The sequence below is a fragment of the Streptomyces sp. NBC_00038 genome (assembly GCF_026343635.1).
In the GTDB taxonomy this organism is placed as follows: domain Bacteria; phylum Actinomycetota; class Actinomycetes; order Streptomycetales; family Streptomycetaceae; genus Streptomyces.
The window spans coordinates 831,308-850,765 of record NZ_JAPELQ010000002.1; the positions used below are offsets into that span (position 1 = coordinate 831,308).

The window sequence follows — 19,458 nt, forward strand, 5'->3', positions numbered from 1 at the left end:
AAGATCTTCCCCTATTCCAGGGAAATGATCACGGCAGCCGCGTCATAGGGCCGCTGCACATCGAGCCCGGTGTACTTCTCGAAGGCGTTGAGCCGGTTCAGCACGGTGTTGCGATGGCAGTTCAGGGCACGGCCGGTGTCTCCAAGACTGCCCGTTTCGAGATATTTTCGGACCGTTTCGAGAATCTTCGCCCTTTCCAGCTTCGTGCATGTGTCCAGATACGGAAAGACGATCTGCCCGAGTTCACAACCGACGCCGGCCAGCAGATGCCGTGTCACGGATCTCCAGCGGTCGGACAGTGTCGCGACACCCGTGCTGTCCATCGGCAGGTCGGTCATGATCTCCCTGGCCGCCGCGGCAGCTTCCCGGACCCGGACGAGTCCTCGGGCCACCGGTGCGACGGCGACCGCCATGTCGGTGAACAACTCCTTGGCCGTGGGCGGGAGTCCGGCCAGGGCGGTCTGCGCCGCCGGCCAGATGAAGAGTGTGTGGTGTCCCATGTCGTAGGTGAGGAAGCTGTCGTCCCGGCGGGTCATGGCCCGCAGTCTTCTGCGGGTGGTGACTCCGTCGTCCCTGGACGTGGCCGCCACACAGAAACGTCCCGTCCTGGGAATGCGGAGCGCTCCCGCGATGCGGTCCAGCGCGGCCCCGGTCGGCCGGATCGGTCCGAACAGCTGGGACAGGTACTGCCGTTGGAGGTCGGCGTCGGCCTGTTCGATCGCCACCTGTTCCGCGAGGTAGTGCTCCTGCACATGGGCCGCGAAGGCGTCCACCGTGGCCCACACCCGTCCGGCGTTGCGCACCAGGAGGGCCGGATCGGCGCCGCAGGAGGGGTCCGCCAGGTTGTCCCACAGGACGGTGAAGTCGAGCCGGACGGCACGCAGCAGGCTGTCCAGGGGGACGGCCTGCCGGGCGCGCCGGGTGCCGATCGGCTCGGCGATGGAGGTCAGCACGTCCGCGGTCCCGTCGGAGCGCAGGCTGTCGAGGATGGCCGTGAAGGACTGGACGCTGGTCCGGCGCAGATCCTCCGCTGTCAGGGCCGAGTCGGCGTACGCGGGGTCCACCATGGTCCGGGCCAGGAATTGCTCGACCATCGCGTCCAGTCGGCCGCGCGTGCGCTCGATGACGTCGTCCCATCGCTCCGTGTCGTGGTCGGACACGCGCGTCTCCTTTCCACCGCTGCCACATGCCACGCGGTCCCGTGATGTTACGTAGCGGTGGCCGCCGACGGAAATCGCCCGACCCCCATTGTGCAGAGGCCAAATTTTTGGCGCCGTGCACGGTGCACATTTTCATTGTCCGCCCCAACCGCCGCTGACACTCTTCCGGTGCGCACCCTTCGGTGCAGTGAAAAGGAGGAGCTCGTGGCTGTCGAAACAGGCCCACAGTCAACCCGTCCCGCTGACTCCAGCGGCGACTCGTCGGGCTACCAGCAGCAGCTTTCCAACCGGCAGATCCAGATGATCGGCATCGGCGGGGCAATCGGCACCGGTCTCTTTCTTGGCGCCGGGGGCCGACTGGCATCGGCCGGTCCGGCGCTGGCTATCGTCTACGCTTTCTGCGGAATCTTCGCGTTCTTCATTCTGCGCGCGCTCGGCGAACTGGTGCTGCACCGCCCGAACTCGGGGTCTTTCGTCTCGTACGCCCGCGAGTTCTTCGGGGAAAAGGCCGCCTTCGTCTCCGGCTGGGTGTATTCGATTTCCTGGGCTCTCACCGGAATCGTCGACATCACCGCGGTCGCCACGTACTTCCATTACTGGCCGGCCCTGCACAGCGTCCCCCAGTGGCTTCTGGCGCTCACCGCGCTGCTCGTCGTGACCTGCGCGAACCTCGTGTCCGTCCGCTTCTTCGGCGAGCTCGAATTCTGGTTCGCCCTCGTCAAAGTCGCCGCGATCGTGGTCTTCCTCGTGACCGGAGCCGTGTTCCTCGCCGCCGGGTTCCCGGTCGACGGACATGACGCCGGACTTTCTACGGTGGCCAACCACGGAGGGATCCTGCCGAACGGGCTCCTGCCCGCGGTGATCATCGTCCAGGGCGTCGTGTTCGCCTACGCCGGCATCGACCTGATCGGCGTCGCGGCCGGCGAGGCCGAGAACCCCGCCAAGGTGATGCCACGTGCGGTCAACGCCGTCATCTGGCGCATCGCCGTGTTCTACGTCGGCTCCACGACCCTGCTCGCGCTCCTGCTGCCGTACAACTCCTACCGGGCCGGCCAGTCGCCGTTCGTGACGTTCTTCAACGGCATCGGTGTGCCCGGCGCGGGCGGCGTGATGAACCTGGTGGTGCTCACGGCGGCGCTGTCGAGCCTCAACGCCGGTCTGTACTCGACCGGCCGTATCTACCGCTCGATGTCCCGCTCCGGCACCGCTCCCCGGTTCATGGGCCGGCTCAGCGGGCAGGGCGTGCCATATGGGGGCGTCCTCTTCACCGCGGTACTGGCCCTGCTCGGTGTCGGCCTCAACGCCTTCGTCCCGGAGCGGGCGTTCGAGATAGCGATCAACGCGACCGCCCTGGCGATCCTGTGCACCTGGGCGACCATCGTGCTGTGTCAACTGCGGCTGTACCGCTGGTCACAGCAGGGCAGGGTGAACCGCCCCGCGTTCCGTCTCTTCGGCGCCCCCTGGACCTCGTACCTGACGCTGCTGTTCCTGTTCGGGGTCCTCGTGCTGATGCTGTTCGACTACCCGGTAGGGACGTTCACGGTCGGAACGCTCCTCGTCATCGTCCCCGCGCTGATCGCCGGCTGGTTCGGGGTGCGCGGCCGGGCCCTCGCCCTCGCGGCCGACCGTCGCCCCGCCGGGTCCGAGACCGGTCCAACTCGCCAGTGACATCACCTCCTTCACCCACCGTCCCCTCCCGAGGAGAACTCCCCCATGACCACTGAGCGAACCGACGCCCGCACCACATTGGGCTCCGCCACCGACTCCGAACTGTTCCTGCGCGACTTCCGCTCGCTGAGCCGTATCGGCGAGACGCCCGGCGGCGGTGTCGACCGCCAGGCCGCGACCACCGCCGACGCCCAGTCGCGAGCGTGGTTCACCGCTCTGCTCAGCCAGTACGGGTTCACGGTCGAGACCGACGCGATCGGCAACGTCTTCGGGCTGCTGGAGTGGAATCCGGGAGCGTCGTACGTCCTGGTCGGCTCGCACCTGGACAGTCAGCCCCTGGCCGGCAAGTTCGACGGGGCCTACGGTGTCGCGGCGGCGCTGCACGCGGGGCGGCGGCTCGCCTCGGGCCGCGCCCCCGGGCACCTGCCGAAGTACAACCTGGCGGTGGTGGACTGGTTCAACGAGGAGGGGTCGCGGTTCGCCCCGTCCATGATGGGCAGCTCCGTCTATACCGGGAAGTTGACGGCCGCGGACGCCCTGGCCATCCGGGACACGGAAGGAGTGACGGTCGCGGACGCACTCTCCGCCATCGGGCACACCGGTACCGGAACCGGGCCGGTGCCCGCCGCGTGCGCCGAGATCCACATCGAGCAGGGCCGTTCCCTGGAGGACTCCGGCACCACGATCGGGCTCGTCGACTCCTGCTGGGCCGCCGAGAAGTTCACCGTCACCGTGCACGGCGAGCAGGCGCACACCGGGTCCACCGTCATCGCCGACCGCCGGGACGCCGTACTCGGCGCCTCCCGCCTGGTGGTTCTGCTGCGCGAGCTGGCCGACCGCTACCCCGCCGGCGTCCTGCACACCTCCGTCGGCCAGTTCACGGTGCTGCCCAACTCCCCCGTCGTGGTCGCCCGCCGGGTCGACCTGACGATGGACCTGCGCTCGGCGGACGAGGAGGTCCTCGCGGAGGCCAAGCAGCTGCTGGAGAACGGCATCAAGCTGATCGAGGACGAGGTCGACGTCCGTATCGAGGTGCGCGGTTCGCACGCCTGGGGTGTCCGGCCGTACCCGGCCGCCGGTGTGGACCTGGCGCGCGAGTGCGCCGACGCCCTCGGCCTCACCAGCAGGCCCGTCCACACGCTGGCCGGGCACGACTCCATCAACATGAACGACGTCGTCCCGACGGTGATGCTGTTCGTCCCGAGTGTCGAGGGCGTCAGCCACAACGAGGGCGAGTTCACGAACGACGCCGACCTGTGCGCCGGAGTCGACGTGCTGACCGAGGTCGTACGGCGGCTGTGCGAAGGCGCTCTCGATGACACCCGCTGAGCCCGCGCGCCTGCGGGTGGGAATCCTGCAGGCCACCGGCATCGTCGGAGACCCGCACCACAACCTCACGGCTCTGGAGAGGGCGGCGCACGCTGCCCGGTCGCGGAACGTGCAACTCCTGGTGACCCCGGAGCTGTTCGTCAGCGGTTACGACCCGGTGGCCGTCACCGACGTCGACGGCCACGAGCAGCGGCGGTCGCTCGCGGACATCGCGCGGTCGGCCGGGCTGGCCCTGGTCGCCTCGACCGTCGACGACCGGCACGGCGAACGCTTCGTCAGCGCGTCGCTGTTCGACGGCGACGGGCTGGAACTGACCAGGTACCACAAGACGCACCTGTTCGGCCCGGCGGAGAACGCGGTGTTCACGCCCGGCAGGGAGCAGCCCCGGGTCGTCCCCCTGCACGGCGTGAACATCGCGCTCGGCATCTGCTTCGACGTGGAGTTCCCCGAGTTCACGCGTGCGGTCGCGCGTTCCGGCGCCGACCTGCTGTGCGTGCCCACCGCCGTACCGCTGCGTCCGTCTGCCGACGGGCGGCCGGCACCGTTCGACACCCGGCTCGTGCCCGGCATGGTCGTCCCCACCCGGGCGTTGGAGAGCCAGCTCTTCATCGCCTACGCCAACCACGCCGGGCCCGGCTTCGCAGGGCTCAGCGGTCTCAGCGACCCCTACGGGCGGCGCGTCGCCGCCGGCGAGAGCGACGAGGAGCTGGTGGTGGCCGACGTGGACCGCCGCATCCTGCTCGACGCCCGCCGCGACACCGACTACCTCTCCTCCTCGCTCATATGACCCGCGCCGGATCCCACCCCGGCACGAGCCCTTCAGGACACCAAGTGAACACGCCCTCGCGCGAAGTCAGCATGCTGATCCCCGACTTCCCCTTCCCCTACGACGAGTACCTGGCCCACCCCGACGGCCTGGGCTCGGTCCCGGCCGAGCAGCACGGGACGGAGGTCGCCGTCGTCGGCGCCGGCATGTCCGGTCTGGTCGCCGCGTACGAACTGATGAAACTGGGCCTGAAGCCGGTGGTGTACGAGTCCGCCCAGCTCGGCGGCAGGCTGCGCGGTGCCCGCCAGCCCGGTTCCGACCACCCCGTCGCCGACCTCGGCGGGATGCGGTTCCCCCGCTCGGCACGTGCGTTCTTCCACTACGTCGACCTGCTCGGCCTCGACACCAAGCCGTTCCCCAACCCGCTCACCGCGGCCTCCGACAGCACCGTGATCGAGATGGCCGGCCGGCGGCACTACGCGGAGTCCCCGGCCGACCTGCCGCAGATGTTCCACGACGTGGGCGCCGCGTGGCGGGACTGCCTGGAGGAGCGCGCCCACTTCGGCGCGATGCAGCGGGCCATCGCGGACCGCGACTACGCCACGGTCAAGAAGCTCTGGAACGAGTTGGTCCCGCTCTTCGACGACGTGTCCTTCTCGCACTACCTGGCCACGTCGAAGTCCTTCTCGGCGCTGCCGTTCGAGTACCGGGAGGCCTTCGGGCTCGTCGGATTCGGCACGGGCGGCTGGGACACCAATTTCCCCGACTCGATGCTGGAGATCCTGCGGGTGGTGTACGTCAACGCCGAGGACGACCAGCAGCGCATCCTCGGCGGCGCGCAGCTCCTGCCCCAGAGCCTGTGGCAGCGCGCACCCGATCAGCTCGCGCATTGGCCGCCCGGTACCAGCCTGGCCTCCTTGCACAGGGGCGCGCCCCGCGGAGCGGTCAAACGAATCCGGCGCATCGACGGGCCCGGCAACAGCATCGAGATCACCGACCGATGGGGCCGCACCTCGGCCTACCCTGCGGTCATCGCCACCTGCCAGTCCTGGCTGCTGTCCGCGCGGATCGACACCGACGAATCACTGTTCAGCCACCCGTTGTGGACGGCGATCGAGCGCACCCACTACATGCAGTCCTCGAAGACGTTCGTGGTCGTCGACCGCCCCTTCTGGAAGGACGTCGACCTGGAGACCGGGCAGCACGTGATGAGCACGACGCTGACGGACCGACTGACCCGCGGCACGTACCTCCTCGACGACGGCCCGGACCGGCCCGCGCTGATCTGTCTGTCGTACACCTGGAACGACGACGCACTGAAGTGGCTGCCGCTGGACGTCGAGGAGCGCGTACGGCTGATGCTGCACTCCCTCAAGCAGATCTACCCGAACGTCGACATCGCCTCGCACATCATCGGCGACCCCGTCACCATCTCGTGGGAGGACGACCCCAACTTCATGGGCGCCTTCAGCGACAACCTGCCCGGTCACTACCGCTACCAGGAACGTCTCTACACCCACTTCATGCAGGACGGTTTCGACCCGGCCCACCGCGGCATCTACCTCGCCGGCGACGACGTGTCATGGACCGGCGGCTGGGCCGAGGGCGCCGTCACGACAGGGCTCAACGCGGTGTGGGGCGTGCTGACGCAGCTCGGCGGCAAGACCACGGCCGGCAATCCCGGACCGGGCGACCGCTTCGAGGAACTCAGGCCGATCAGGCTGCCGTAGGCCGAGTATCCATCAGGTTCCGGGGGCCTCCGGATGGGAGGCTCCCGGGCAAACGGAGGCCACGGAGTGGAGATTCTCTCCTCAGGGCGCCGCACTCTCCTCACGGTCCAACTGCTTGAGCTGCTGGATGCGGAACCGGCGGGCGCGGATGCGCAGCGCCCACGCGGACAGCGCCACCGCGAGGATCAGTGCCGCGCCATTGACCAGTGGCGACGCCCACAGTGGTGCACCCAGCAGCACCAGGCCCGAGGAGACGAAGGCCAGGAACAGCACGGCCACGAACAGGCCGAGCACGTTCTGCCTGCCGGGTGTGAAGGCCGTGGAACCCAGGAACACCGCGGCGAAGATCGGTAGGAGCAGGCTGTTCGCCGCGCCCGAGGCTGTCGCCGAGCCGAGTTGGCCGGTGAGTACGACGCCTGCGACGCCCGCCAGGGTGCCCCCGAAGGTGAAGGCAGCCACCCGGAACAGGCCCGGTCGGATGCCGGTGAGTGCCGCGGCCCGTGGGTTGGCACCGACCGCGCGGAGCTTCCGCCCGACGGGGAGGTAACGGAGCACCAGAGCCGTGACCAGCATGCAGACGATGCCGTAGTAGACGGAGAGCGGCAGCCCGAGCGTCTCGGTACGGGCCATCGACGTGACGGCGTCCGGGACGGTCAGGATGTCCGCGCTGTCGCTGTAGGCCAGGCCGACCCCGCTCAGCAGGGTCGCCATGCCGAGCGTGGCGACGAACGAGGTCACCTGCAGTCGCTCGACGATCAGGCCGTTGATCAGGCCGACGACGGTGCTGGCCAGGATCGCGGCCACGACCGCGAGCGGGGTCGCCAACCCTTCGTTCGTGGTGAGGCCTGCCACCAGGATGTTCGCCATCGAGATGTTGGCCGCGACCGAGAGGTCTATGGAGTCGGTCAGCAGCGGGATCATCACGGCGAGACCACCGATGATCACGGGCGTCTGCTGGTCGAGGGTGGATTTCACGTTGTCCCAGGTCGCGAACTCCTCGGGACGGGCCAGGCTGAAGGCAACCAGCGTCAACACGAGCAGCATGAGCAGGCCGTACCTGCCGAGGCGGTGCGACAGGACGCCGACGCTCCCGGAGCTCGGCTGGTGACGTCGCGGAGCGGCGCTCGGCGCGCTCGCTCGGATCGGGGCGGTCATAGCGTTCCTCCGTATGCCATCTCGGTCAGCAGGTCGGCGTGGAGTCGGGACGCGTCGAGTTCACCGACGACCTGCCCTCGACGCATGATCAGGGCGCGGTCGCACAGGTCGACCATCTCCTGGAAGTCGGTGGTGATGACCAGGGCCGCGGTGCCCTTGGTCTCGCACTCCGAGCGGATCTCCTCGTGGATGTCCGCCTTGGCACCGACGTCGACGCCCGCTGACGGTTCATTCAGGATGATCAGACGGCGGTCGAAGCCCAGCCATTTGGCCAGCAGGATCTTCTGTTGGTTTCCGCCGCTGAAGGTGGAGACGTCGCGGTCGGCCAGGGGCGGCGACACCCGGAACGTTTCGAGCAGTCGGCGGCAGGTCGATTCGTCGGCTTTCCCGCGCACCCGGCGCCACCACGGTCCGGGCGGGCTCATCAGCATGTTCTCCGCCGCGGTGAGGGAGGCGGCGAGGCCCTCCGCCCTTCGGTCGGCCGGGACGAATCCGATCCCGGCCGCCAGCGCCGCACGCACGCCGCTCGGGTGGTAGGGGCGCCCGCCGAGGGTGAGGGTGCCTGCGCCGAGAGGCATGTCCCCTACAAGAGTCCGGCCGACCGCGAACTGGCCCGCGTCGGCCAGTCCGCACAGCCCGAGCACCTCACCTTCGTGGAGGGTGAGCGAGACCGGTCCGAAGCCCCGGCCGCGCAGACCTTCGGCGGTCAGCCTCGCGGATCGGTTCGAGCGCATCCCTTCCCGTCGTACCGCCTTTGCCGAGGCGTCGCCTCTGCCGGTGATCAGGCGGATGAGCTCCGTCTCGGACAGCTCCTCCGCGGTACGCACCGCGACGGTTCGTCCGTCACGGAGGACGGTCACCCGGTCGCAGACACGGAGGACGTCCTCGCTGCGGTGGGTGATGAGGACGCAGGCCACCCCGTCGGCTCGCAATCCGGCCAGGAGGTCGAACAGTTTCCTGGCCTGGCGGGCTTCGAGGTATGCCGTCGGTTCGTCGAGCACGATGAGCCGGGCACCGTGGGCCAACGCCCGGCACACCGCGACCAGGGTCTGGTCGGCGAGCGGCAGTTCGCCCACGGGCCTGGTCACGTCGCAGTCGAACCCGAGGCGGTCGACCACGGCCTGCGCCGCCGCCACCGAGGCCGACTCGTCGATCAGCCCGGCGCGCCGGACGTACCCACTGGACAGAGCGATCGTGTCCGCGACCGAGAACTCCGGGAAGAGTCCGAGATCCTGATGAATGAAGGCGAGACCCGCTCCCCGGCGTTCGCCGGGGCCTCCTGAGGCGAGCTCTCCGAAGAAGCGCAGCTCTCCGTCGTCGGGTCGTTCGACGCCGGCCAGGAGCCGTACCAGCGTCGACTTGCCCGCGCCGTTCTCTCCCAGCAGGCCGTGGATCTCACCGGCGCGGACCTGGAAGTCCACTCCGGCGAGTGCCGTGGTCGGGCCGTACACCTTGCGCAGGCCCACCGCGTCGACCGCCGGCTCGGCGACGGAACTGCCGCTGGGCGAAGCGCTGTTGAGCGGGTGCTCACTGGTCATCTCAGTTCCTGACCCCGAGGACCGTGTCCTTGAGAGAGACGTTCCAGGCCTTCTCGTACGAGGACAGCCAGTCGTTCGCCTTCAGCTCGGCCGCCGTGATCGAGGCGTAGTCCGGAGCCGAGGTGTCTTCCTTCGTCCAGTACGTGATCGGAAGCCTCAGCGCGTCCTCCGCCAAGGGCTTCTCTCCCTGGGCGAGCCGGCTGACCTGGTCGATCGCGGCAAGGGCCAGCAAGGCCTCGGGATGGTGCACGACCACGGGGAGCTTGCCGTCCTTGAGCAGCTGGATGCTGCCGGGCCCCGCGGTGTTGACGATGAGCTTGGCGTCCCGGTTCCGGGAGGCGCTGATGCCGTTCAGAGCACCCGGCAGCGGCGCGGACCCGTTCGGCCACAGCACGTAGTCCACGTCGGGGTCCGCGGCCAGGGCCGCGGCGACGCTGCTCTGCGTCTTCGTCGGGTCGATGAAGACGTCGGGGTTGAACTGGATGCTCTTCGTCGAGCAACCGGAGCAGCCCTTGAGGTACTTCTCCGCCGCCGGGACATTGGCGTCGCTGAAACCGGGTGCGCTGACCACCAGGGTCTTCGCCTTGCCGTTGCTCTGCGCGACCGCCCAGGCCGCGAGGAGCGCCTTCTGGACTCCTTCGGCCGCGGGAACGTACGCGTCGAATCCGCCACCACCCGACGTGTCCTGGTGGATGCCGACGGTGTGGATGCCCTGGGCATGGGCCTTGGTCAGCGCGGGGGCGATCCAGGTGGCCGGGACGACGGGGGCGACGATGGCGGCGGGCTTGTAGAGGATCGCCTGCTGCATCGCCGCCAGCGCGCCCTGCTGAGTGGGGGTCGCGGCCTGGAAGACCTTCACGTCCCAGCCGAGCTTCGGGCCGATCTTCTCGATCAGATGTGTCTGGTACACCGGGCTGCCCACCGGGAACGCGTACACCACTGCCACCTTGATCTTCTTGCCGGTGGGCAGCGCGCTGGGGGTGGGCATGTCCTGCGCTTTCCATGCCACGAGCTTGTCGGCGGCGACCGTCCCGAACGAGGGACCCGTCACCGCGCCCTGGGCCGCCTTGTCGAGCAGCGCTCGCGACTGCGACACGTAGTCGCCGCCCCCGGTGGTCGCGCCGGCGGCCGCGGTATCGGCCTTGCCGGACGAACATGCGGCCAGCGTGGCCAGCGCCAGCGCGCCGACCAGGGAACTTGTCAGAGTGATGCAGCGAGACGCCCGTCGATTGCGGGCCATTGGCTGTACAGCGACCTTCATGTACCTCTCCTGCCTCGTCGCAGGTGGAATGAGCCTGACTGGGATGCCGTCTCCATGGAGGCCACGTGTCGTCGGTGAGGGACCACGTGACGCGGATGACGATAGGGGCAGCTCAGCCAAAGAACAACACTTTTACGTCGCCATAGCGTTATTTGTTTTAGATTCGCCGATGCCTTGGCGGCCCTACGACACGGCGCGACCAAGAAGTCGATCACCCAACTGGGCACCGGTCAGAGGGAATAGGACAACGGCACCCGGGACAGGAAGCGCAATGAGACCAGAAATGATCAATAACAAGATTGCGTCAGTCGTTCAGAAAACACGGACTCTGGATCCGGGGCGTTCCAGAAACGGTCGGGCCACCGGGTTCGACACCGTCCGCGCTGTCATCGCGACACGGAGGAACCCAGCGGCCCGCCTTACCTGTCACCCCGCCCCCGGCTCAGCCGTGCGGGCCGCCCGCGACGTACAGGACCTGTCCGGACACATAACCGGCGGCCTCGCCGGCGAAGAAGGACACCGCGTGGGCGATGTCCGCCGGTGTGCCGCCGCGGGACACCGGGATGGTGCTGACGACAGCCTTCTTGAAGTCCTCGAACTCGATGCCCAGCCGCGCCGCGGTGGCCACCGTCATCTCCGTCTCGATGAAACCCGGGGCGATGGCGTTGGCGGTGACGCCGAACTTGCCCAGCTCGATCGCGAGGGTCTTGGTGAACCCCTGGAGGCCGGCTTTGGCGGCGGAGTAGTTCACCTGGCCTCGGCTGCCCAGGGCCGAGACGCTGGAGATGTTGACGATCCGGCCCCACCTCGCCTCGGTCATGTACCGCTGGGTCGCGCGGGTCATGAGGAAGGAGCCGCGCAGATGGACGTCCATCACCGCGTCCCAGTCCTGTGTGCTCATCTTGAACAGCAGGTTGTCCCGGGTGACACCGGCATTGTTGACCAGCACGGTCGGCGCACCCAACTGTTCGGCCACCCGCTCCACACCCGACTGCACCGCCTGCTCGTCGGCGACGTCCACTCCCACCGCGAGGGCCCGGCCGCCGGACTGCTCGATCTCGGTCACCACCGGCTTGCAGGCGGCCTCGTCGAGGTCCAGTACGGCGACCGCGAAACCGTCCTGCGCCAGACGCCGGGCCACAGCGGCGCCGATTCCGCGGGCCGCGCCGGTCACGATGGCGACGCGTTCGTTGTGGGTGCTCATGTCGGCTCTCCTGCCGGATCGAAAATCAGGTGGACGCCGGGCTCCGAGTCCCGAGCCCGGTGCTTCGGTCGGGTTCAGTCCCCGATGCGCGCGACCAGACGCGCGTCCAGTCCGCCCTTCGACAGCCGGGCGAGGCCCGTGGCGGTCTCCTCGAAGGCGATCGTCTCGGTGACCGGGCTCAGCTCGCCGGTGGCCATCAGCTCGTACACACCCCGCTGCGCGTCCGGCGAGGCGCCCAGCGCGCCGACCAGGGTGACCTGCTTCATGATCAGCGACTTGGTGCTGATCGTGGTCTCCAGCGCTGCCATTCCAGGGAGGACGACCCGTCCGCCGCGGCGGACCGTGTCCACGGCGGCCGCCGTCGTCGTGCCGGCGCCCGCGAAGTCCACGATCACGTCGAGTTGCTCGTCGGCCAGTTCCCGGATGTCGCTGACGACCCGCTTGGCGCCGACCTCCCTCGCCAGCGGCCAGACGTTCTGGTTGCGCGTGGCGACGTAGACCTCGTAGCCCTTGAGGACCGCGATCCGCGCGGCGATCTGTCCCAGACCGCCGAAGCCGATGATGGCCACCTTGTCGCCGGGCTTGGCCTGACCGACGCCGACCAGGGCGTGGTAGGAGCATGCACCCGCGTCTGCGCCCACGGCCGCGTGCTCCCAGGAGACACCTGCGGGAACACGGATCAGGTCCTGGGCGCGGGCGAGCATCTTGGGGGCGTAGCCGCCGTCCCGTTCGTGGCCGGGCATGGACGCGTAGGTGAGGAAGACACTGACCGAGTCACCGGTCTTCCATTCGGTGACGCCCTCGCCCACCTCGCCGATCACACCGGCGATCTCGTGGCCGAGGGTGATCGGGTTCTTGCTCCCGTGACGGGGCCAGTTCTCGTCCTCCAGCATGCCGATGTCGGAGTGACACAGACCGGCGGCTTTGACGTCGATCACTACTTCGCCGGGGACGGCGACGGGTTCCGCCACCTCGTTCAGGACGAGGGGCTCATGGACCGCGGTGAACTGCCATGCCTTCATGCGCGCAGCGCTCCTTGTACGAGTACGAATCACGAGTACGAACAGGGGTGAACGAGTGCAGACGAATGCCGAGTCGCTCGGTCAGCGCGGCAACCCCATGCCCCGCGCGACGAGGTTGCGTTGGATGTCGCCGGTGCCGCCGGCGATCACGCCCATGATCGAGGCGCGGAGACCTTCCTCGAAGTACCCGTCGCCGACCGCGCCTTCGGCCCCGTGGTGGTAGAGGGCGTCCGGGCCGAGCAGTGCGACGGCGGTGGCGTTCAGGTTCTCGGCCAGCTCGGTCGCAGAGATCTTGGCCATCGGCGCCTCCTTTCGTGCACCGTCTCCTGAGGCCATTGCCTCGACCGCGGCGTTGACCAGGGCGCGCGCCGCCTGCAGTCGCACGGCCAGGCGGCCGATCTCCGGCCGCAGGTCAGCCCTGCGCTTCGGCGGCACCAGCTCCGGGTGCTCGGACACCAGCCGTACGAGCCGGTCGAACGCCCGGTGGGCCTTCATGACACTGGCACCGATCAGGACCCGCTCGGCCGCGAGCGCGACGCTCAGGGCCGCCCACCCCTGGTTCTCCTCGCCGATGAGCCGGTCCTCGGGGACGAAGACGTCGTCCCAGAAGGTCGTCGCCGACACGTCGCCGCCGAGCGAGTGGTGCCGCTGGACGGTGATGCCCGGGGAGTCCAGGTCGACCAGGAACAGGCTGATCCCCGCGTGCGGCGGGGCGGCCTCCGGTGCGGTCCGGGCGGCGAGCACGATCAAACGGGAGTCCGGCACGCAAGTGCCCCACAGCTTCTGGCCGTTGACCCGCCAGCCGCCCGGCACCCGCTCCGCGCGAGTGCGCAGCGATGCCAGGTCGGAGCCCGCGCCGGGCTCGGAGTAGCCGAGCGCGACGGACAGGTCGCCGCGCCGGATCTCCTCCAGCAGCAGGTCCCGCAGCCCGGGCGATCCGGCCTTGATCAGCATCGGCGCGATGGAGTTGATGCCCATCCAGATGTTGCCGACCGGGGGGTCGCTGTAGGCGATCGCCTCGGAGAAGGCTGCCGCCTCGGCCGTGCCGAACCCGCCGCCGCCCACCTCGTGGGGCCAGCCGACACCTATCCAGCCACGGTCTCGTAGGACGGCGCGCGCCGCGTCGTCCCATGAACTCAGGCCGGCCGGGGGCCCGTTCGTCCAGGGCGCGAACGCGTCGAGGACCTCCCGGCGTATCCGCTCCGCTTCCGGCCCCAGGTCGAAGTCCGGCAACCGCGCGCCCTCGTCGAGGAGTTGGTCCCCCACACCCGTCGTTCCAGCCGTTGCCGACAGTACGGCCAGATCGGCGTGGGCCCGGCGGAACAGCCAGGGCGCCTCGTGTTCCTCGAAGTAGCCCACGGCCGCCAGCGTGTGGTGTCCGTCGAACTGGAGTTCTGCAAGGGTTCCGGTGACGAACTCCAGGTGGATCTCCGCCGCCGTCCGCCACTGCTCATCGCCCTTGCCGAGCAGGACCATGGCGTGGTCCAGGAGCCGCCGGGCCGCGGTCAGCGCGGTCTCCACGTCGACGAGCCGGTGGGACACCGCTTGGAAGGTGCCGATCGGCTTGCCGAACTGCTCGCGCTGACAGGCGTGTTCGACCGCCAGCTCGTGGGTGCGTCGTACGGCCGCGACGGCGCGGGCGGCCAGGCCGGTGCGCCGTAGCAGGAGCAGGTCGGGGTGGTCCTCCAGTTTGGCGGTCCATTCCGGCGGCCCGGACAGCCGTACCTCGGACCAGGCCGGAACGGCCAGCCCGGGCAGTGGAGTTACGACGGCATCTTCCAGGGCGTGCCAGGCCAGCAGGCCCGCCTCCTGGTCGACGGCCAGGACGTGCGTGGCGGCGGTCCCGGCCTCCAGATGCCGTGCGACGGTCTCGCCGCCCTCCCGGCCCCGCGTCACATGGGCCAGGACCGGGCGGAGGGAGCCCCGCGCGATCTCGCGGACGGCGGAGCCGTGACCCCGGTCCTCCAACACGCCCGCTGCCAGCGCGGTGTCGACGACGGGCAACGGACAGGCGACGCGGCCCAGTTCCTCCTGTACGGCGATCGCGGCGGGGGTGAGTTCGCGGCCGGCGAGATCCGTCCAGCCCTGTCTGGCGGCCACCGCCCACAGCGCGGTGACGTCACCGCCCTCGGCAGCCGTGGCCGTCGGCCAGTGACGGGAGCACTCTCCACGTACGGACTCGCGCAGGGCGTCCAGGTCCGCGGCGTCCATGCCGCCCCAGGAAGCGCCGGATGTCTTCGCCGGCGTCTTCCCGTCCGGTCGTTGTCGGTTCATGGTTCTCCTCGTTCCGGCACGGTCGGGCCGACCGGATGGTCCCGGTGCTGTCAGGCCCTCCGGATGGTTCCGGTGCGGTCAGGCCTGCCGGATGTCGAGCCGTCCGGCCTCGCGGTCGGACCTCAGCTGGGTCTTGAGCACCTTGCCGCTCGGGTTGCGCGGCAGGAGCGGCACCACGGCGATGTGGCGCGGGTGCTTGTAGCGGGCGAGGCGCTCCGCGCACCACGCGACGAGTTCGGCGGGCGTGGGCGGGTCGTCCTCGGTCCCCGCGACGACCACCGCGAGCGGCGTCTCGCCCCACTTCTCGTCGGGTACCGCGATCAGCGCGACCTCGCGGACCTTCGGGTGGGCGGCGAGAACGTTCTCCACCTCCGCGCAGTAGATGTTCTCGCCGCCGGAGATGATCATGTCCTTCTTGCGGTCGACCACGTAGAAGTAGCCGTCCTCGTCCTGCCGCCCCAGGTCGCCGGAGTGCAGCCAGCCGCCCCGGAACGCCTCCGCCGTCTCGGCCGGCTTGTTCCAGTAGCCCGTCATCACCGCCGGCCCCCGGTAGACGATCTCGCCGATCTCACCGCGCGGTACGTCGTTCATCTCGTCGTCGACGACGCGGACTTCGACGTTGGCCAGCGGGGTGCCGACCGAGCCGATCCTGCTCAGGGCCTCGTCGCCGCGGAGCATGGTGACGATGGCGCTGGACTCCGTCTGCCCGAACGCCGTCTCCACCGAGGCCGTGGGAAACGCGCCGATGAGCTTGCGCAGGAACGTGGTCGTGGCGGGAGCCGCGCCCCAGGCGACGCGGCGCAGCGCCGACAGATCGCGTCCGGCGATGCCGGGTACGGCGCAGATCAGCTCCCACTGGGCGGGGACGAAGAAGCAGGACGACACGCGTTCCCGCTCCAGCAGGTCGACCACGCCGACCGGGTCGAACCCGCCGGACGGGAGGACGACGATGCGCCCGCCGCGCATGAGCGTGGGCAGCATCCCGGACAGTCCGGCGATGTGGAACAACGGGGTCGCGGCCAGCCACACCTTGTCGTCCGGCGGAAGGCCGAGGTGCGTCATGACACTGAACGCGTGCATCAGCAGGTTGTGGTGGGTGAGCACGGCGCCCTTGGGACGGCCGGTCGTGCCCGAGGTGTACATGATGAAGGCGGGGGCCTGCTCGTCGACCGGCGCACCCTCGTAGTGCGGGGAGGCCGTGCGCAGCGCCACCTCGTAGTCCTCATCGGAACCGTCGTGTTCGCCTCCGAACACCAGGCAGGGACCGGTGTGCCCTGCCTCCTTGCGGGCCTGGGCCATCGTCTGCGCCAGCGCGTCCTGTACGACCACGGCGGCGGCCCCGCTGTCCTGGAGGACGTAGGCGATCTCGTGGGCGACCAGCCGGAAGTTCACCGGGACGCAGATCGCGCCGAGCCGGCAGGTGGCGAAGTAGGCCTCCAGGACCTCAAGGGTGTTGAACCCGAGCACGACCACACGGTCGCCGGGGCCCACCCCACGGTCGCGCAGAGCGTTCGCGAGGCGGCTGACCCGTTCGTCGATCTCACCGTACGTCCGCTGTGTCCCCGCGCAGCAGAAGGCGATCTCGTCGCCGACCGTGCGGGCGTGCCGGGCCAGTTGGTCGGCCAGGGTCATGCCGCGGCCCGGCAGCTGTGGTGTCGAGTCGGTCGTGCTGTCGGACATCGTCGTGCTCTCCCTGTCGGACATCGTCGTCCCTTCCGGAGCGTGAGCGCCGGAGCCGGTCACAGAGCGGTCATGCCGCCGTCGATGAGAAGGTCCACACCCGTGAGATAGCCCGCCTCGTCGGAGGCCGCGAACACGGCCAGCGACGCCACGTCCTCGGGGGTGCCCATCCGGGTCGCGATCAGCGAACGGTCGATCAACTCCTGCTCCGCACCGGGGTGCTTGGAGAGGTAGTTGCGGTCGACGACGGGGGTCTTGATGGCGCCGGGGCTGATCGAGAGGGCGCGGATCCCGTGCGGGGCGCCGTCGGACGCGACCTGGCGGGTGAAGGCCAGCACCCCGCCCTTGGCCGCGCAGTGGGCGGCGAAGCCCTGGCCAGGGGTGGCGACGTACGCCGACGTCGACGCGGTGTTGATGACGACTCCGCCGCGCTCGGCGAGGTGGGGCCAGGCGAACTTCGTCACGTAGAAGACGAGGTCGAGTTCGTTGCGCATGGCGTATCGCCAGTCCTCCACCGAGAGGTCCGGCAGGGGCGCGAAGCGGGGTGAGGAGGCGTTGTTGAAGACCACGTCGATGCGTCCGTGGACGGCGGCCGACTCCTCGACCCAGGTACGCGCGGCCTCCGGGTCGCCGAGGTCCACCGGCGCCATGCCGGTCATCTTGGCGCCGGTCTCCGCCACCAGCTCGACCGTCTCGCGGTTGCCGTCCTCGGAGAGGTCGCAGCCGATGACCAGCGCGCCCTCCTGGGCGAACCGGACGGCTGCGGCGCGGCCCATGCCGCTCGCGGTGCCGGTGATGAGGGCGACCTTGCCCTCAAGGCGTCCGGTCATCGGCCGGCCTCCTGACTTGTGTCGGCCACGGCGGCCGGGAGGAGCTCCGGGTCCTCGCGGAAGAGCAGGTGTCCGCGGCCGGGGAAGGTGCGCAGCTCGGCCTGCGGAATCGCCTTCTGCCATGCGGCGGCGTGCGGCATGGGACTCACCCTGTCCTCCTCGCCCCACAGCAGCAGTGTCGGCGCGGTGATCCGGGCGAGGGTGTCCGTCAGCTCGGGGTCATGGGGGCCGGGCATGATCCGGGTGCGCGACACGTGCTCGCGCTCGCGGGCCGCCCGGAACTCGGGGTCCGGCCCGCTGGGGTAGCGCCCCTCGTAGATCCGCGGGTCGGTGGTCATCACGGCGAGGCGTTCCGCGGGGCTCATCGACGCCAGGTCCGGCCCCGGGCACTCGGGAACGTGCATGCCCCAGGGCGCCCCCAGGACCAGCCGGCTCACCCGCTCCGGGTACAGGGCCGCGACGTACGCCGCCCGCCATCCGCCCAGCGAGTGGCCCACCAGGACCGTCCGCTCGATGCCGAGTGCGTCGAGCACGTCCAGCGTGTGCCGTGCCACGTCCTCCCGGCTGCTGATGGGAGGGTCGAGTTCGGTGGATCCGTATCCCGGCAGGAGGGGTGCCACGACCCGGAAGCGGCCGGACAGGGCCGTCAGGAAGTCGAGGCCCTCCACGATGCCGCCGCCGTGCAGGTAGACGAGTGGTTCGCCGGTGCCGTCCACGCGTACCTCCGTGGATCGCCCCCGTACGTCGATGGTGATGCCGGCGAGGGTCATTCGTCCACCGCCTCGCGGACCGCCGGGATGACGTGCTCGGCGAAGGCGTCCAGCGTGCGGGTACCTTCCTCGGCCGTCATGTCTCCGAACGGGATCATGAGGACGAAGTAGTTCGCGTGTCCGCGCCGCGCCTGCTCGACGTAGTAGTCACGCACCTGCTCGACGGTGCCGGCGACCGCCATGCCCGATTCCAGGGGGTCCTGGTCGAGGACGGCCTGGGCGACCGGGTTGTCCATGGCGGGCAGCTCGGTCTGCAGGTGCGGCGGAACGTTGCCGCGGGCCCGCGTGATCGACTCCTGGTAGTAGGACCACGCACGGCGGAGGGTCGCCTTGGCCTCCGCCTCGGTCTCCGCGATGACGACCGACTGGGTCTGGCCGATCAGCGGGTCCTTGACGTGCGGGTTCTGGTGACCGGGCGCTTCCCGGCTGGCCGCGCGCAGCTCGTCGTAGCGCGCCCGCGCCGCGGCCGTGACGGGGCCGGTGGTCACGAAGTTGTGCCCGCCGCGCCCCGCGACCTCGATGTTGCCGGCCGTCCACAGCGGCGGGTACGGGTGCTGGACGGGCTCGAAGGGGAGCTTCATCTCCATGAAGTCGTAGAAGGTGGAGTCCTCGCTGGAGATGATGCCGGTCTCCCACGCCTGCAGCAGCATGGCGGAGATCTCCTTGGCGCGTGCCGAGGCCTCCTCCGGGTCGTGGCCGAACTGCCGGTGTTCGAACTTGGTGATGCCCTTGCCGAGCCCGAGTTCGAGCCGGCCGTGGGACAGCACGTCGAGCATCGCCATGTCCTCGTAGACACGGACCGGATGGTGCAGCGGAAGACAGACGACCGTGGGGATCAGCTTCAGCCGTGTCGTCTCACGGGCGAGTGCGGCCAGGAACACCGAGGCGGACGGGGAGGCCGAGAGTCGGTGGCCGTGGTGCTCGGCGAGGTGGAATCCGTAGAAGCCGGCCTCCTCGGCCCGCTTCAGGAAGGCGATGCGCTCTTCGTAGAGGGCCTGGACGCCCTGGTCACCGCTCATCTCGATGTGATCGAAGATCCCGAACTGAATGGGCACGGGTTGCTCCTTGGTC

The 19,458-nt window shown here is 69.6% G+C and carries 15 protein-coding genes; 4 read left to right on the forward strand and 11 right to left on the reverse strand.

Going from position 1 to position 19,458, the window contains the following annotated elements:
- Window positions 1–11 precede the first annotated feature (11 nt).
- Window positions 12–1,160 (reverse strand): helix-turn-helix domain-containing protein, encoded by a 1,149-nt coding sequence (locus OG219_RS46885; RefSeq protein WP_266837741.1) that lies wholly within the window; start codon window positions 1,158–1,160, stop codon window positions 12–14.
- Between the two features lie 204 nt (window positions 1,161–1,364).
- Here OG219_RS46885 and OG219_RS46890 point away from each other — a divergent pair, with 204 nt between their 5' ends.
- The 4 genes from OG219_RS46890 (at window position 1,365) to OG219_RS46905 (ending at window position 6,653) form a co-directional block, all read left to right on the forward strand.
- The gene (locus OG219_RS46890) at window positions 1,365–2,828 is read left to right on the forward strand and encodes an amino acid permease (RefSeq protein ID WP_266837743.1); all 1,464 of its coding nucleotides are present in this window, start codon (window positions 1,365–1,367) and stop codon (window positions 2,826–2,828) included.
- A 45-nt stretch (window positions 2,829–2,873) separates the two neighbouring features.
- On the forward strand, window positions 2,874–4,157 hold the full coding sequence (locus OG219_RS46895) for a M20 family metallo-hydrolase (RefSeq protein WP_266837745.1): 1,284 nt from the start codon (window positions 2,874–2,876) through the stop codon (window positions 4,155–4,157).
- Complete coding sequence (locus OG219_RS46900) at window positions 4,144–4,944, forward strand: nitrilase-related carbon-nitrogen hydrolase (protein WP_266837747.1); 801 nt, start codon at window positions 4,144–4,146, stop codon at window positions 4,942–4,944. Before OG219_RS46895 ends, OG219_RS46900 begins: the two co-directional genes overlap by 14 nt.
- 71 nt (window positions 4,945–5,015) lie before the next feature.
- Window positions 5,016–6,653 (forward strand): NAD(P)/FAD-dependent oxidoreductase, encoded by a 1,638-nt coding sequence (locus OG219_RS46905; RefSeq protein ID WP_266837996.1) that lies wholly within the window; start codon window positions 5,016–5,018, stop codon window positions 6,651–6,653.
- An 81-nt stretch (window positions 6,654–6,734) separates the two neighbouring features.
- Here OG219_RS46905 and OG219_RS46910 read toward each other — a convergent pair whose 3' ends face one another.
- The 10 genes from OG219_RS46910 to OG219_RS46955 form a co-directional block, all read right to left on the reverse strand.
- A complete protein-coding gene (locus tag OG219_RS46910) occupies window positions 6,735–7,808 on the reverse strand; it encodes an ABC transporter permease (protein ID WP_266837749.1) in 1,074 nt (357 codons plus the stop codon).
- On the reverse strand, window positions 7,805–9,346 hold the full coding sequence (locus OG219_RS46915) for a sugar ABC transporter ATP-binding protein (RefSeq protein WP_266837751.1): 1,542 nt from the start codon (window positions 9,344–9,346) through the stop codon (window positions 7,805–7,807). The genes OG219_RS46910 and OG219_RS46915 overlap by 4 nt, the downstream gene beginning before the upstream one ends.
- Window position 9,347: 1 nt before the next feature.
- On the reverse strand, window positions 9,348–10,607 hold the full coding sequence (locus OG219_RS46920) for a sugar ABC transporter substrate-binding protein (protein ID WP_266837753.1): 1,260 nt from the start codon (window positions 10,605–10,607) through the stop codon (window positions 9,348–9,350).
- A 442-nt stretch (window positions 10,608–11,049) separates the two neighbouring features.
- Entirely contained in the window at window positions 11,050–11,811 is a 762-nt protein-coding gene (gene fabG, locus OG219_RS46925) for a 3-oxoacyl-ACP reductase FabG (RefSeq protein ID WP_266837755.1), read from the reverse strand.
- A 74-nt stretch (window positions 11,812–11,885) separates the two neighbouring features.
- Complete coding sequence (locus OG219_RS46930) at window positions 11,886–12,833, reverse strand: zinc-binding dehydrogenase (protein ID WP_266837757.1); 948 nt, start codon at window positions 12,831–12,833, stop codon at window positions 11,886–11,888.
- Window positions 12,834–12,914: 81 nt separating this feature from the next.
- The gene (locus tag OG219_RS46935) at window positions 12,915–15,107 is read right to left on the reverse strand and encodes an acyl-CoA dehydrogenase family protein (protein ID WP_266837759.1); all 2,193 of its coding nucleotides are present in this window, start codon (window positions 15,105–15,107) and stop codon (window positions 12,915–12,917) included.
- A gap of 78 nt (window positions 15,108–15,185) precedes the next feature.
- Window positions 15,186–16,787, reverse strand: coding sequence for a long-chain-fatty-acid--CoA ligase (locus tag OG219_RS46940; RefSeq protein WP_266837761.1), 1,602 nt, complete (start codon window positions 16,785–16,787; stop codon window positions 15,186–15,188).
- Window positions 16,788–16,846: 59 nt separating this feature from the next.
- The gene (locus OG219_RS46945; protein WP_266837763.1) at window positions 16,847–17,617 is read right to left on the reverse strand and encodes an SDR family NAD(P)-dependent oxidoreductase; all 771 of its coding nucleotides are present in this window, start codon (window positions 17,615–17,617) and stop codon (window positions 16,847–16,849) included.
- Window positions 17,614–18,387 (reverse strand): alpha/beta fold hydrolase, encoded by a 774-nt coding sequence (locus OG219_RS46950; RefSeq protein WP_266837765.1) that lies wholly within the window; start codon window positions 18,385–18,387, stop codon window positions 17,614–17,616. Before OG219_RS46950 ends, OG219_RS46945 begins: the two co-directional genes overlap by 4 nt.
- Window positions 18,384–19,442 (reverse strand): LLM class flavin-dependent oxidoreductase, encoded by a 1,059-nt coding sequence (locus OG219_RS46955; RefSeq protein WP_266837767.1) that lies wholly within the window; start codon window positions 19,440–19,442, stop codon window positions 18,384–18,386. The genes OG219_RS46950 and OG219_RS46955 overlap by 4 nt, the downstream gene beginning before the upstream one ends.
- Between the last annotated feature and the right edge of the window lie 16 nt (window positions 19,443–19,458).

Bases quoted from the DNA above. Each gene is read 5' to 3' on its own strand.
- OG219_RS46900 (WP_266837747.1), top strand. From the start codon at position 4,144: ATGACACCCGCTGAGCCCGCGCGCCTGCGGGTGGGAATCCTGCAGGCC.
- OG219_RS46920 (WP_266837753.1), bottom strand. From the start codon at position 10,607: ATGAAGGTCGCTGTACAGCCAATGGCCCGCAATCGACGGGCGTCTCGC.
- fabG (WP_266837755.1), bottom strand. From the start codon at position 11,811: ATGAGCACCCACAACGAACGCGTCGCCATCGTGACCGGCGCGGCCCGC.
- OG219_RS46905 (WP_266837996.1), top strand. From the start codon at position 5,016: ATGCTGATCCCCGACTTCCCCTTCCCCTACGACGAGTACCTGGCCCAC.
- OG219_RS46950 (WP_266837765.1), bottom strand. From the start codon at position 18,387: ATGACCCTCGCCGGCATCACCATCGACGTACGGGGGCGATCCACGGAG.
- OG219_RS46940 (WP_266837761.1), bottom strand. From the start codon at position 16,787: ATGTCCGACAGCACGACCGACTCGACACCACAGCTGCCGGGCCGCGGC.
- OG219_RS46930 (WP_266837757.1), bottom strand. From the start codon at position 12,833: ATGAAGGCATGGCAGTTCACCGCGGTCCATGAGCCCCTCGTCCTGAAC.
- OG219_RS46915 (WP_266837751.1), bottom strand. From the start codon at position 9,346: ATGACCAGTGAGCACCCGCTCAACAGCGCTTCGCCCAGCGGCAGTTCC.
- OG219_RS46945 (WP_266837763.1), bottom strand. From the start codon at position 17,617: ATGACCGGACGCCTTGAGGGCAAGGTCGCCCTCATCACCGGCACCGCG.
- OG219_RS46935 (WP_266837759.1), bottom strand. From the start codon at position 15,107: ATGAACCGACAACGACCGGACGGGAAGACGCCGGCGAAGACATCCGGC.
- OG219_RS46895 (WP_266837745.1), top strand. From the start codon at position 2,874: ATGACCACTGAGCGAACCGACGCCCGCACCACATTGGGCTCCGCCACC.
- OG219_RS46910 (WP_266837749.1), bottom strand. From the start codon at position 7,808: ATGACCGCCCCGATCCGAGCGAGCGCGCCGAGCGCCGCTCCGCGACGT.